11 protein-coding genes and 2 pseudogenes are annotated in these 13,072 nt (G+C 71.6%); 5 read left to right on the top strand and 8 right to left on the bottom strand.

Going from position 1 to position 13,072, the window contains the following annotated elements:
• The 5 genes and pseudogenes from G3I41_RS36155 to G3I41_RS36135 form a co-directional block, all read left to right on the top strand.
• Positions 1-887 (top strand): annotated as a pseudogene (locus G3I41_RS36155) (zinc ribbon domain-containing protein); the annotation flags it as partial.
• Positions 884-1,915 (top strand): hypothetical protein, encoded by a 1,032-nt coding sequence (locus G3I41_RS36150; protein ID WP_164404755.1) that lies wholly within the window; start codon positions 884-886, stop codon positions 1,913-1,915. The pseudogene G3I41_RS36155 and the gene G3I41_RS36150, both read left to right, overlap by 4 nt.
• Positions 1,912-3,156 carry an ABC transporter substrate-binding protein gene (locus tag G3I41_RS36145; protein ID WP_164404754.1) on the top strand — a complete coding sequence of 415 codons (1,245 nt, stop codon included), beginning with the start codon at positions 1,912-1,914 and terminating at the stop codon, positions 3,154-3,156. Before G3I41_RS36150 ends, G3I41_RS36145 begins: the two co-directional genes overlap by 4 nt.
• 154 nt (positions 3,157-3,310) lie before the next feature.
• Positions 3,311-4,894, top strand: coding sequence for an acyl-CoA carboxylase subunit beta (locus G3I41_RS36140; RefSeq protein ID WP_164404753.1), 1,584 nt, complete (start codon positions 3,311-3,313; stop codon positions 4,892-4,894).
• A gap of 18 nt (positions 4,895-4,912) precedes the next feature.
• Positions 4,913-5,116, top strand: coding sequence for an acyl-CoA carboxylase subunit epsilon (locus G3I41_RS36135; RefSeq protein WP_164404752.1), 204 nt, complete (start codon positions 4,913-4,915; stop codon positions 5,114-5,116).
• Positions 5,117-5,302: 186 nt separating this feature from the next.
• On the opposite strand, the gene G3I41_RS36130 is transcribed toward G3I41_RS36135, so the two are convergent.
• The 8 genes and pseudogenes from G3I41_RS36130 to G3I41_RS36095 form a co-directional block, all read right to left on the bottom strand.
• Positions 5,303-5,884, bottom strand: coding sequence for an ATP/GTP-binding protein (locus G3I41_RS36130; protein WP_014048542.1), 582 nt, complete (start codon positions 5,882-5,884; stop codon positions 5,303-5,305).
• On the bottom strand, positions 5,865-6,518 hold the full coding sequence (locus G3I41_RS36125) for a DUF742 domain-containing protein (RefSeq protein WP_164404751.1): 654 nt from the start codon (positions 6,516-6,518) through the stop codon (positions 5,865-5,867). The genes G3I41_RS36130 and G3I41_RS36125 overlap by 20 nt, the downstream gene beginning before the upstream one ends.
• A gap of 98 nt (positions 6,519-6,616) precedes the next feature.
• The gene (locus G3I41_RS36120) at positions 6,617-7,030 is read right to left on the bottom strand and encodes a roadblock/LC7 domain-containing protein (protein ID WP_018102439.1); all 414 of its coding nucleotides are present in this window, start codon (positions 7,028-7,030) and stop codon (positions 6,617-6,619) included.
• Positions 7,031-7,040: 10 nt separating this feature from the next.
• Complete coding sequence (locus G3I41_RS36115; protein WP_164404750.1) at positions 7,041-10,271, bottom strand: nitrate- and nitrite sensing domain-containing protein; 3,231 nt, start codon at positions 10,269-10,271, stop codon at positions 7,041-7,043.
• 348 nt (positions 10,272-10,619) lie between these two features.
• Positions 10,620-11,204 (bottom strand): ATP/GTP-binding protein, encoded by a 585-nt coding sequence (locus tag G3I41_RS36110; RefSeq protein WP_028444348.1) that lies wholly within the window; start codon positions 11,202-11,204, stop codon positions 10,620-10,622.
• Positions 11,185-11,592, bottom strand: a complete 408-nt coding sequence (locus G3I41_RS36105; protein ID WP_018521347.1) for a DUF742 domain-containing protein — start codon at positions 11,590-11,592, stop codon at positions 11,185-11,187. The genes G3I41_RS36110 and G3I41_RS36105 overlap by 20 nt, the downstream gene beginning before the upstream one ends.
• 127 nt (positions 11,593-11,719) lie before the next feature.
• Complete coding sequence (locus G3I41_RS36100; protein ID WP_006127850.1) at positions 11,720-12,133, bottom strand: roadblock/LC7 domain-containing protein; 414 nt, start codon at positions 12,131-12,133, stop codon at positions 11,720-11,722.
• A 9-nt stretch (positions 12,134-12,142) separates the two neighbouring features.
• A pseudogene (locus G3I41_RS36095) lies at positions 12,143-13,072 on the bottom strand (histidine kinase); the annotation flags it as partial.

Raw genomic sequence — 13,072 nt, 5'->3', positions numbered from 1 at the left:
AGGCCCTCGGCGCGGAGATCGCCGCGTGCGAGGGGGCGTTCAGCGCGGACGTGCTCGCGCTCGGCGCGGACTGGGACCCCGCGCCGCTGCTCGCCCTCACCGAGGGGCTGCACGGCACGGCCGACACCGCGCCGGACCGGTTCGCCCCGGCCGTCACCGGGGCGCTGCGACGGCTGCGCCGGGTCCGGAGCCCCGAGCTGCCCGTCACCGTCACCGGCCGCCCCGCGGTGACCGGGGTGACGCTGACCGAGACCGCGCCCCGGCCGCTCCTGCTCACCGCGGTCACCGGAGCGGACGACCGGCACCGGTACGAGTTCGCCACCCACCAGTGGGAGCCGGGCACCCGCGACTACCTCCTGACCCTGGGCGTCGACGCGAGCACCGACCCGCTGGGCGTGCTGCTCCAGCTCGCCACCGTGTCCGTCGGCGACACCACCGCCCCGCTCCTGGTCCGCTGGCTGCCCCCGGGCGTCGCCGTGGGAGCGGGCGGCACCGGCGGCGGTGGCGGCACCCTCGACGCGGTCAACGCCGCCACCCGGATGCGCGCCGCCCTCAACCGGGGGTACGCCGCCCTGGACCCGATGAGCCGCGAGGAGGCCGAGCAGCAGTTCGGCATCGCGGTCCGGCTGGCCCACGAGATCGGCGCCGCCTGGGTCCTCGCCGACATCCGCAAGGTGGCCGACATCGTGGACGGGGCGCGGGGCCTGGTCCGGGTGGGGCCCACCGTCGACCGGGGGACCGTGCGCGAGGGGCGGCTCCACGTCGCCTCCGGCCACCTGCTCGACCTGCCCGCCCACGCCGCCGGCACCCCCGTCAAGTGCCCCGGCTGCCGCCACCTCGCCGGGCCGCACGCCCGGTACTGCATCGCCTGCGGGAGGCCCATGTGACGCCCCGGCCCATCCGGTGGACGCGCCCCGCCCGGGCGCGCCGGCGCACCGGATCACGCACCCGGCGCCTGCTCGAACTGCACCTGGCCGTCGCCCTGCTGGCCGCCCTCGTCTCCATGACCGCGCTGCTCGTCTCGTACCGCGAGGTGCAGAACGCCGCCGGTGAGATGCGCACCCGCGCCGCGCCCGCCGTACAGGGCGTGTCCTCCACCCAGCTCGCCCTGCTCCGCGCCCACCACGAGGCCGTCACCTCCGTGGACGCCGGGATCGACCGGGTCGTCGGGGCCGGCGCCCGCTACGAGGCGCAGCTCGCCGCCGCCAGCCAGGGCCTGTCCCGGCTCTCCGACGTACAGATCGACGGGGCGCGCGGCCGGGGCGTCCTGGAGACCGTCACCGGCGTGCTGACCTCGTACAGCGGCTCCATCACGCCGGGCACCACCACGTACGTGGACGACGAGCTGATGCAGCGGGAGAAGCTGGCCGAGGCCGTGCGGCAGCTCGACCGGCCGGGCACCGGTGTCGTGCCCCGGCTGGACGTGCTCCAGCACCACCAGATGCAGCGCATGGCCCGGATCAGCACCCTGGGGCCGCTCCAGCTCACCGGCTGGGCCGTCGCCGAACTCGGCCTCCTCGTCCTCGCCCTGACCCTGGTCAGCGCGCTGTGGCTGCTGCGGACCCGCTGCGGGCGCAGCCTGGACCCGTGGCTGCTCGGGGCGCTGCTGCTGACCGTCGCCCTGGCCGTCGTGCCGCTGCGGGCGACCGTCGCCACCCAGGAGCGGCTGGACGGTGCCCGCCACGGGCTGGCCGACATCGAGGCACGGGCCCGCGACCACGACCAGGACCGCCTCGCCGACGCCCAGTCGTTCGTCACCAGCACCTCGTTCGACCTCCGCGACCGGCTGGCCGTCGAGAGCTGGCAGAGCTGGACGTACTACGGGGCGCTCGGCGCGGGCACGCTGATCCTCCTGCTGCCGGTCGCCGGCCTCGGCCGCAGGCTCAACGCCGACTACTACTGGAGGGCCGGATGAGACGGCGGTCCCGGACGCTCCTGCTCGTCCTCGCCCTGCTCCTGACCGCGGCCGGCTGCGGCCTGGCGGCCCCCGGCGGCAGCGACGCCGAACCGAGGGTGACGATCCTCGGGCCCTGGACCGACGAGCAGGAACGGCAGTTCAAGGACGTCCTGGACGGCTTCGGCATCCCGTACACCTACCAGGGCACCGCGGCCACCCGCGAGGTGCTGCTCGCCGAGGTCCAGGCCGGCAACCCGCCGGACATCGCGATCCTGCCCGGCGTCGGCGAACTCGTCGAGTACGCGAAGGAGGGCCGGCTCCAGTCGCTGGCCGGCCTCTACGACGAGAAGGAGTACGGCAAGCCGTGGCTGCCCGAGGCCAAGGGCATAGGGCAGCACCTGTGGGTGCCGCTCAAGGTGGACCTCAAGTCCATCGTGTGGTTCCGCGAGGGCGAGGCTCCGCCGCCCCGGCCCGCCCGGCTCGGCGCCTGGTGCCTGGCCATGGGCGACGACGGCTCGTCCGGCTGGCCCGGCAGCGACTGGATCGAGGACCTGCTCCTCCAGCAGGCCGGTCCGGTGCTGTACGCGCGCTGGGCGACCGGCGACCTGAAGTGGTTCGACGGGCCGGTCATCACCGCCTGGAGCACCTGGGCCGGGCTGCTGGCCCAGGGGGAGAGCGAGGCGCGCGCGGGCATCCTCGAAGGCGACCACCGGGGGGAGAACGGTGCGCCCGGGCTGCTCTTCGGGGACAGCGGGTGCGCCCTCGAACACCAGGGCTCCTTCGCCCGCGCCTTCTACGGGGACCGCAGTGCCGGGGCCGCCTTCATGGACTCGGCACGGCTGCTGCCCGGCGGCTCGTATACCGTGAAGGCGCACGAGGTCTCCGCCGACTTCGCCGCCCTGTTCGGCAAGGGCGACCGGGCCCGCGCGCTGGTCAAACGGCTCACCTCCGCGCAGGCCCAGGAGGAATGGGGCCGCAAGGGCGGCGTGTTCTCGGCCAACTCCGCGGTCCCGGCCCGCGAGGGCGCGGTCGAGAAGGAGGTCGGCCGGCGTCTCACGGACCAGCGGGTGCCGCTGTGCCTGGACGCGTCGGACGTGATGCCGGCGGCGGTGCGGGACGCGTTCTACGAGGCGGTGCTGCTGACCGTGGCGCACCCGGAGGAGCCGGTGCGCCCGCGTCTGGAGGACATCCAGAAGGTGCAGGAGGAACAGCCCCGTTCCCTCCCCCGGCTCACCGGCGTGTGCGGCAGGCCACAGTGAACCCTTTGTGGAACCTCCACAAGCGGAACCCGGTACCGGCTGGTACTTCGCCTGCATGGACCCGGGCTTCTGTCAGGCTCCGCCAGTAAACCGGGCAGGAGACTGTACGGAGTCGACGGCGCGATTTTCTTGGCGGGGTTCGTAGGGTCGTTACATGACCGTTGTGGACGAAACCCAGGGCGAGCCGAGCGACACCCGCGGCCGCGTGGCCGAACTGCTGGCGCTGCGCGAGCAGGCCCGGCGCGGACCCAGTGACCGGGCGACCGAGGCGCAGCACGCCAAGGGCAAGCTGACCGCCCACGAGCGCATCGAGCTCCTCCTCGACCCGGGTTCCTTCCACGAGGTGGAGCAGTTGCGCCGTCACCGGGCGACGGGTTTCGGCCTGGAGGCGAAGAGGCCGTACACGGACGGTGTCGTCACCGGCTGGGGCACGGTGGAGGGCCGGACGGTCTTCGTGTACGCGCACGACTTCCGGATCTTCGGCGGGGCGCTGGGTGAGGCCCACGCGACGAAGATCCACAAGATCATGGACATGGCCATCTCGGCCGGTGCGCCGCTGGTCTCGCTGAACGACGGCGCGGGTGCCCGTATCCAGGAGGGTGTCTCGGCGCTCGCGGGTTACGGCGGGATCTTCCAGCGCAACACGCGCGCCTCCGGGGTGATCCCGCAGATCAGCGTGATGCTCGGCCCGTGCGCGGGCGGCGCGGCCTACAGTCCGGCCCTGACGGACTTCGTGTTCATGGTCCGCGAGACCTCGCAGATGTTCATCACCGGTCCGGACGTCGTGAAGGCGGTCACCGGCGAGGAGATCACCCAGAACGGCCTCGGCGGCGCGGACGTCCACGCCGAGACCTCGGGCGTCGCGCACTTCGCGTACGACGACGAGGAGACCTGCATCGCCGAGGTCCGGTACCTCATCGGCATGCTGCCCTCCAACAACCGGGAGAACCCGCCCACCGCGGCGAGCGACGACCCGGCGGACCGGCGCGGCGACGCCCTCCTGGACCTGGTCCCGGCCGACGGCAACCGCCCGTACGACATGCACAAGGTCATCGAGGAGCTCGTCGACGACGGCGACTACCTGGAGGTCCACGAGCGCTGGGCCCGCAACATCATCTGCGCCCTGGCCCGGATGGACGGCCAGGTCGTCGGCATCGTCGCCAACCAGCCCCAGGCCCTGGCCGGCGTGCTGGACATCGAGGCGTCCGAGAAGGCCGCGCGCTTCGTCCAGATGTGTGACGCCTTCAACATCCCCATCATCACTCTTCTGGACGTACCCGGCTTCCTGCCCGGCGTCGACCAGGAGCACGGTGGGATCATCCGGCACGGCGCGAAGCTGCTCTACGCGTACTGCAACGCGACGGTGCCGCGGATCTCCCTGATCCTGCGCAAGGCGTACGGCGGCGCCTACATCGTCATGGACAGCCAGTCCATCGGTGCAGACCTCACCTACGCCTGGCCCACCAACGAGATCGCGGTGATGGGCGCGGAAGGCGCCGCCAACGTCATCTTCCGGCGGCAGATCGCGGAGGCCGAGGACCCCGAGGCCATGCGGACCCGCATGGTCAAGGAGTACAAGACCGAGCTGATGCACCCCTACTACGCCGCCGAGCGCGGCCTGGTCGACGACGTCATCGACCCGGCCGAGACGCGCGAGGTCCTGATCGCCTCGCTCGCGATGCTCCGCACCAAGCACGCCGACCTGCCGGCCCGCAAGCACGGCAACCCCCCGCAGTAGAAGACGGAGACACCACTCATGACCACTGCCACCGCCGAATCCGTGCTGCGCGTCGAGAAGGGCCTCGCGGACCCCGAGGAGCTGGCCGCGATCACCGCGGTCCTCCTCGCCCGCGCCGCGGCCCAGCCCACCGCGGCCCCCACCCGGGTCCGCGACACGGCCGGCTGGCGTCGCCTGGAACGCACCCCGGGCTTCCGGGCCCCGCACAGCTGGCAGGGCTGACAAGCAAGAAGCGAGAGGCCCGCACAGGCCGGTTCCGAACCTGTGCGGGCCTTTGCGCGCCCGCACGCGCGGGCGACATCAAGCCCGTCCGGCGATCGAGGACGAGCACGGCGGCCGGGCCGAGCGGCAGAACGCCGAGGGCCCCGCACTCCTGGGAGTGCGGGGCCCTCGGCGTACGGGAAGCACCTACCGCAGGCGCGCCATGAGCGCGTGCTCCACCAGCGTGATCAGCGCACTCTTCGCATCCGCCCGGTGCCGCGCGTCCGTCGTCAGGATCGGCGTATCGGGCCCGATCTGAAGCGCCTCGCGGACCTCGTCGGGGGTGTACGGCTGGTGGCCGTCGAAGCCGTTGAGGGCGATGACGAACGGCAGCCCGCTGTTCTCGAAGTAGTCGACGGCCGGGAAGCAGTCGGCGAGGCGGCGGGTGTCGACCAGGACGACGGCGCCGATCGCACCGCGCACCAGGTCGTCCCACATGAACCAGAACCGGTCCTGGCCCGGCGTACCGAAGAGGTACAGGATCAGGTCCTGGTCCAGGGTGATACGGCCGAAGTCCATCGCCACCGTCGTGGTGGTCTTGTCCCCCGTGTGCGTCAGGTCGTCGATGCCCGCCGAGGCGGACGTCATCACGGCTTCGGTGCGCAGCGGATTGATCTCCGAGACGGCACCGACAAACGTGGTCTTACCCACGCCGAAGCCCCCTGCCACCACGATCTTCGCCGAGGTAGTGGAGCGGGCCGCTCCGCCGCTAGAGCTTGCGAAGTCCACTGAGCACCCTTTCGAGCAGTGTCACATCTGGCTGGCCGCCGGCGGACTCGTCGCCGCCGGGCTGATGGATAGCGACGAGTCCCGCCTCGGCCAGGTCGGCTACGAGGATCCGGGCCACGCCGAGGGGGATCGAGAGGAGGGCCGAGATCTCGGCCACCGACTTGATCTCGAAGCACAGCCGGCAGATCCGCTGGTGCTCGGGCAACTGCCCTTGCAGCCGGGACGGATCAGCCGTGGTACTGACCAACGCCTCAATGGCGAGTTGGTAGCGCGGTCGGGTCCGTCCACCTGTCATGGCGTACGGACGGACCAGCGGATTGTGCGCGGCCGGAGCCGCCGGCTCGGGGGCCCGCCGCGGCTGCACCGGCTGGATCCGGGGCTGCTGCTGCGGTGCGTCGAACCGGTGCGGCCTGCGCGGATGCTGCTGCGGCTGCGCGGGCTGCTGGGGCTCCTGCTGCGGCCAGCCGGGCCCCGGCTGGCCGTACTGGCCCTGCGCGTACGGCTGGTAGGGCTGCTGAGGCTGCTGAGCGCCCTGTCTGCCGGGTGCGGAGGGGAAGTTGAAACGTTCGTCCCCGTGCCCACCCTGCACGTGCCGGTCACCGTCGTACTGGTGTCCGCCTGGGGGTGTACCCACGATTCCTCCTCCGCCTGCCGGTCCCGATCTCAGTGGACCGCGCCACCGCACCCTATGGCGCGGTGACGCGAAACGCACTGTCTGGTTACTGGATAAGACTAGTTAAGAAGACTTCCCTGGAGCTCGGCACGGAGGTCCGGCGTCAGAACGCTGCCCGCGCGGTCGACCAGAAGGGCCATTTCGTACCCGATGAGGCCGATGTCGGCGTCCGGGTGGGCGAGAACGGCCAAGGAGGACCCGTCGGAAACGGACATGATGAAGAGGAATCCTCGCTCCATCTCCACAACCGTCTGATTCACCGCGCCGCCCTCGAAGATCCGCGAGGCGCCGGCGGTCAGCGAGGTCAGACCGGAGGCGACCGCCGCCAGCTGGTCCGCGCGGTCGCGCGGGAATCCCTCGGACATCGCCAGCAGGAGTCCGTCGGCGGAGACCACCACCGTGTGCGACACCCCGGGGGTGTTGTCCACGAAGTTGGTGATCAACCAGTTCAGATTCTGCGCCGCCTGGCTCATCGGGCTCACACTAACGCTCCTGGTTGTAGGTAGTACTTGTGTCCGTACCCGCGTTGCGTCCCCGAAGGACGCCGCGCCGCAGGTTGCTCAGCCTGCCACGCACGTCTTCCGGAGCACGGGAGACCTGGGGGCCGCCCTGCTGGGTCTGTTCGGCGGTGCCCTCGACCAGGTTGGCCTTCGGCACGCGCCGGGGAAGCCCGGACGGGGTTATCCCGCCGGCCTTCGGCTCCCGGAGCTTCTCGGCCCGCTCCCAGCGCTCGTCGTTGGCCGAGCGCCAGTCGTCGGGGCCGTCGTTTCCGGCGGTCCCGTCGGCGGCCTGCTGCGCCGGGGCCGGCCGCTGCGGCAGTTCGTGCTGCTGCGGAGGCTCCTGCGCTCCACCGGACCGGCCGTTCGCGCGGCCCGTGGGCTGCCAGTGCTGCTGGCCGCCCCGGCGCGGAAGACCGGCTTCGGTCAGTTCGTGGCCGGCGTTCGGTACGGGGCCCGAACGCTCGAAGCCTACGCGCTCCTGCGGCTCGGCGGGAGCGCTCACCGCAGATTCCGGTTCCGCCTGGCCGACTGGCTCGAACCCGCCCTGGTACGTGCCCTGATCTGCCCACTCTTCCCGCTGGGGCTGGGCGGCGTACTGCTCGTCGTAGCCCTGCACGGGCGTCTCGGGGGCCGCGTAGGCCGCCTCCGGATAGCCGCCCTGGGGGGCGTCGTAGGCGGGCTGGGCGTCGTAGCCGGGGGCACCGGCGTACGGGTCGTAGCCGCCCTCGTACGGCTGCGCGGCGTAGGCGTCCTGACCGTTCCCGGTGTAGGCCGCCTCACCGTTCCCGGCGTACGCGTCCTGGCCGTACGCGCCCTCGGCGTACGCCTGCTCGGGCCGCGCCTGCTCCGGCTGCTCCCCGAACGCCTGGCGCTCGCCACCGGCGGCCTGGGCCTCCAGCGCCGCGCGGCGCTCCTCGCGCATCAGCGAGCGGCCCACCGGGTCGAGCTGGGCGGAGTCCGCGGAGCCCTCGTCGTAACGCGAGTCGTCGAAGCCGAGTTCGGCCGCCGTACGCAGCTGCTGCTGCGGCGGCAGGGCGTCGAACGCCTGCTGCTGCGGGATGATCGAGGAGACGGTGAAGTCGTCGTGCTCCGGCGCGTCACCGCCGCCACCGTGGGTGATGGCGTCCGGCAGCATGACCAGCGAGGTCGTGCCGGCCTGCTCGCCCGAGGGGCGCAGCTGGACGCGGATGTCGTGCCGGTCGGCGAGCCGTCCGACCACGAACAGGCCCATGCGCTGCGAGACCGCGGCGTCCACCGTCGGCGGGTTGGCCAGCTTGTGGTTGATGTCGGCGAAGTCCTCGGCGGTGAGGCCGATGCCCTTGTCGTGGATCTCGATCATCACACGGCCGTCGGGCAGCCGGGTCGCGGTGACCCGCACCTTGGTCTGCGGCGAGGAGAACGTCGTCGCGTTCTCCAGGAGTTCGGCCAGCAGGTGCACGAGGTCGGTGACGGACTGGCCGTGGATCTCGGTCTCCGGGACGCCGGAGAGCTCGATGCGCTCGTACGACTCCACCTCGGAGGAGGCGGCGCGCAACACGTCCACCAGCGGAACCGGCTGGTTCCAGCGGCGGCCGGGCTCCTCGCCCGCGAGGACGAGCAGGTTCTCGCCGTTGCGCCGCATGCGGGTCGCCAGGTGGTCGAGCCGGAACAGGCTCTCCAGCTGGTCCGGGTCGGCCTCGTTGTTCTCCAGGTCGGTGATCAGGGTCAGCTGGCCCTCGATGAGCGACTGGTTGCGGCGCGAGAGGTTGGTGAAGATCGCGTTGACGTTGCCCCGGAGCATGGCCTGCTCGGCCGCGAGCCGGACCGCCTCCTGGTGCACCTGGTCGAAGGCGCGGGCGACCTCGCCGATCTCGTCCCGCGAGTTGATCGGGATCGGCTGCACGCGGGTGTCGACCCGGCCCGGGTCGGTGCGCGACAGCTGGTCGACCAGCGAGGGCAGCCGCTGCTCGGCGATGGAGAAGGCCGCGGTACGCAGCCGGCGCATCGAGCGGCTCATCTGGCGGGCCACGAGGCCGGCCAGGAGGAACGCGGCCAGCAGGGCGACGACGACGATCGACGCGTCGACGATGGCGTCGGTCCGGGCGTCGGAGGAGATCTCCGCGGCCTCGGTCACGGCCTTGTCGACCAGCTCGTCCTCGACCGTGGTGTAGCCGTCGAACTTGGCCGTGGCGGCGGCCATCCAGGTCTCGGGGGTGATCCCCTTCGCCTTCAGCTGGTCCGGGTCCTTGCCCAGGCCGATCTCCTTGGCCATGCCGTCGTAGACCGAGCCGTCGATGGAGGGCGGCGCCACGAACGGCACACCGGCCGCGTCCGCCTTCTCCTTGGCGTCCTTCAGCTCGGCCGCGCCCTCGGCCGCCTTCGCGCCCATGACCTTGCGCAGCCGGGCCGCGTCGGCCTCCGTACCGCCGGAGGTGAACTCGCCGAGGGCGATCTGCTCCAGGTAGTTGTACGAACCGAACGCCTTGACCTGGTCGTTGAACTTGCCCTCCTCCTTGCTGGGACGGACGAGGAGGTGCGTGCCGATGGAGCGCTGAAGCGATTCTGCGGCCTTGGCCAGCTCGATCGCGTAGACGGTCCGGCCGTAGCTGGTGATGTTGCCGGTGCCGAGGCCCAGCTCGTTGCAGAACTCCATCAGGGAGTGCTGCACCTGGACGTAGCCCTCTTCGGTCTTCACCGGGTCCATGGCCGCGGTGTACGCCGCCTTGCGCAGCTGCGGGAGCTTCGGCTCCTCCAGCTTGAACAGCTTGAGGCGGCGCTGGAGGCCCTCCTTGGCCGGCATGTCCTTGACGGCGTCGGCGAACTTGGCGGCGGCCGCGTCGGTGGTGGCCCGGGTCTGCGTGACGACATCGTCCTCACGCTTGTTCGACAGCAGCGGCTGCGCGGTGAGGTCGCGCTCGTTGAGCAGGGCCTGTCCGTACTCCGCGGCGGCCCGCACGATCAGCGCGGTCTTCTCCGCGTCCTGGGCCTCCTGCCAGGTGTTGACCGAGCCCTTCACCTGGAAGCCGCCCATGACCAGGCCGACCAGGACCGGGATCAGGAGGATCGCGTTCAGCCGGGTGGGCACCCGCCAGTTGCGCGGCGACAGCCGACTGGTGCTGCCACCGGCCGGCGGCGCCCCTTCGGACACGTCGGCTGACGGCGCCGCGGCACGCGACGGCGGGGTGAAGTTGCCCCGCTCCGCCTGCGCCGTGGAGCCCTCGTTGTTACGCCTCACTCGACCAACAACCTCTCGGCGTCGGCACCTACGTTGTGCCGTGTTTTGTTCAGGGCGGTACTTACTCGGGAGTTGGTCGCATTGCAGCACGGCTGACGGCCGCGTTCCAAACAGTCGGAATGGGCGATTCCGAGTGGCTCACGCCTCAGATAAATCGGGCATAAAGAGCGAGCCCCGCCAAAAGGCGAGGCTCATGTGAGCGCAGCGACACCGCTCGTACGCATCCGGTGTCGGCCGCGGGGCAATTCTCTGTCGAAACGTTATGAAGGCGGGGGCGGATCGTGTCAAAGGACACAGTCCGCCCCCGTGTGACTACGGTAACTGCCGTATGCCACTTCCGACTTGTGACTACTTGAGCCGGGCCATCAGAGCGTGCTCCACCAGCGTGATCAGGCCGCTCTTCGCGTCCGCCCGGTGCCGCGCGTCCGTGGTGATGATCGGGGTGTCGGGCCCGATCTGAAGCGCCTCGCGGACCTCGTCGGGGGTGTACGGCTGGTGGCCGTCGAAGCCGTTGAGGGCGATGACGAACGGCAGCCCGCTGTTCTCGAAGTAGTCGACGGCCGGGAAGCAGTCGGCGAGGCGGCGGGTGTCGACCAGGACGACGGCGCCGATCGCACCGCGCACCAGGTCGTCCCACATGAACCAGAACCGGTCCTGGCCCGGCGTACCGAAGAGGTACAGGATCAGGTCCTGGTCCAGGGTGATACGGCCGAAGTCCATCGCCACCGTCGTGGTGGTCTTCCCGCCGGTGTGCGTGAGGTCGTCGATGCCCGCCGAGGCGGACGTCATCACGGCTTCGGTGCGCAGCGGATTGATCTCCGAGACGGCACCGACGAACGTGGTCTTGCCCACGCCGAATCCACCGGCCACGACGATCTTCGCCGAGGTGGTGGCCCGGGTCGCCGCGCCGCCGTTAGAGCTTGCGAAGTCCACTGAGCACCCTTTCGAGCAGTGTCACATCCGGCGCGCCGCCGGCCTCTCCATTGCCCGGCTGGTGAATGGCCACCATGCCGGCTTCCGCCAGGTCCGCGACGAGGATCCGCGCCACGCCGAGGGGCATCGACAGCAGGGCCGAGACCTCGGCCACCGACTTGACCTCGCGGCACAGATGGCAGATCCGCTGATGCTCGGGGAGCAGGGTCCCCAGATGCGCGGGATCGGCCGTGGTGCTGACCAGTGCTTCTATCGCCAGCTGGTAGCGCGGCCGGGTACGTCCACCGGTCATGGCGTACGGGCGGACCAGCGGCTGGTCGCCCTCACCTTCGTACGACGCGTGACTCGACGCGCCGTACGGATCGGGTGAGGCGGGTGGCGGGGTCATGAATCCTCCGGGCGTGACAGCAGGGTGTCGGCTTGCCGTCTGAAGGGGCCGGTGGGGGGCTGTAAGCGGCCGGACGGTCGAGGGTGGGTGTTCGGGTTGATCGTCTGTGTCACTGGTTCACGGCCGCCTAGTGGAGCAGGCTGCCCTGGAGCTCCGCGCGGAGGTCCGGGGTCAGGACGGTGCCCGCCCGGTCCACCAGCAGGGCCATCTCATAGCCGACCAGACCGATGTCGGCGTCCGGGTGGGCCAGCACGGCCAGCGAGGAGCCGTCCGAGATGGACATCAGGAACAGGAAGCCCCGCTCCATCTCCACCACGGTCTGGCTGACGGCGCCGCCCTCGAAGATCCGGGAGGCGCCGGCCGTCAGCGAGGTCAGCCCGGACGCGACGGCCGCCAACTGGTCGGCGCGGTCGCGCGGGAAACCTTCGGACATCGCCAGCAGCAGCCCGTCCGCCGAAACCACCACCGTGTGCGACACCCCTGGGGTGTTGTCCACGAAGTTGGTGATCAGCCAGTTCAGATTCTGTGCGGCCTGACTCATCGGGCTCAACTAACGCTCCTGCTGGTGAGTGGGGCCGAGGGGGAAGCTACCGGTCTGACCACTGCCCGCCTGGCGCCCCTGCTGGATGCCCCGGCGAAGATTGGTCAGACGCCCGCGCACGTCATCGGGCGCGCGCGAGACCTGCGGACCGGCCTGGTTGTTCTGCTGCTGGGCGGTTCCCGGCACCAGGTTGGCACGCGGGACCCGGCGCGGCAGACCGGACGTGGTGATACCGCCCGCCGCGGGCTTCTTCACCCGCTCCGCCTGCCGGACGATCTCATCGTTCGGCGACGCCCGCCAGGCGCTCGCCGCGCCGCTGTCGCCGAGGGTCCGCTGCGGCGCGGGAGCCACGGGCTCCTGGGCCGGCTGCTGCGGGAAGTCCTGCGCCGGGGCGGCCGGAGGCTGCTGCGGGGCACCCGGCTGCGGACCGCGGAACCAGTTGGTCTCCAGCGTGTCGTACAGCGGGGTGCGGCCGTCACCGGGCCCGGCCGGCGGCAGTGCCTCGGGCTGCTGCGGCTGCTGCGGCAGGACCGGGCGGTACGGAGCCTCGGGCGCCTGGCCCGCCATGGGCGGACGCGGCGCGCCGAAGTCCTGGTCGTCGCGCTGCCGGGGCGCGGGCGGCTGAGGGGCGCCGAAGTCCGGGCGGGCGAACTGCGAGGTGCTCGTCACGTCCGGGCTCTGCGGGCCGTTGCCGTACGCGCCGTTGGGCTGGGGGCCGTTCGGCTGCGGTACGCCGCGCTGCGGCAGACCGGGCTGCGCGCCGTTGTGCCGGGGCTCGTTGTACTGCGGCGCGTTGTCCTGCCGCATGTCGGGCCGCGGCGCGGGCGCCGAGAAGTCGGGCCGGGCGAACTCCGCCGTGGAGCCGGGCCCCTGGCGGTCGTCGGCCGGAAGGTGCGGCACCTGCGGGAAGCGGCCGGTGGTCTCCGACTCCTCGTGGCC

This window comes from Streptomyces sp. SID9727 (assembly GCF_010550605.1).
Taxonomy (GTDB): domain Bacteria; phylum Actinomycetota; class Actinomycetes; order Streptomycetales; family Streptomycetaceae; genus Streptomyces.
The sequence above is the reverse complement of the archived record's forward strand: the minus strand, read 5'-3'. Positions and strand labels throughout refer to the sequence as shown.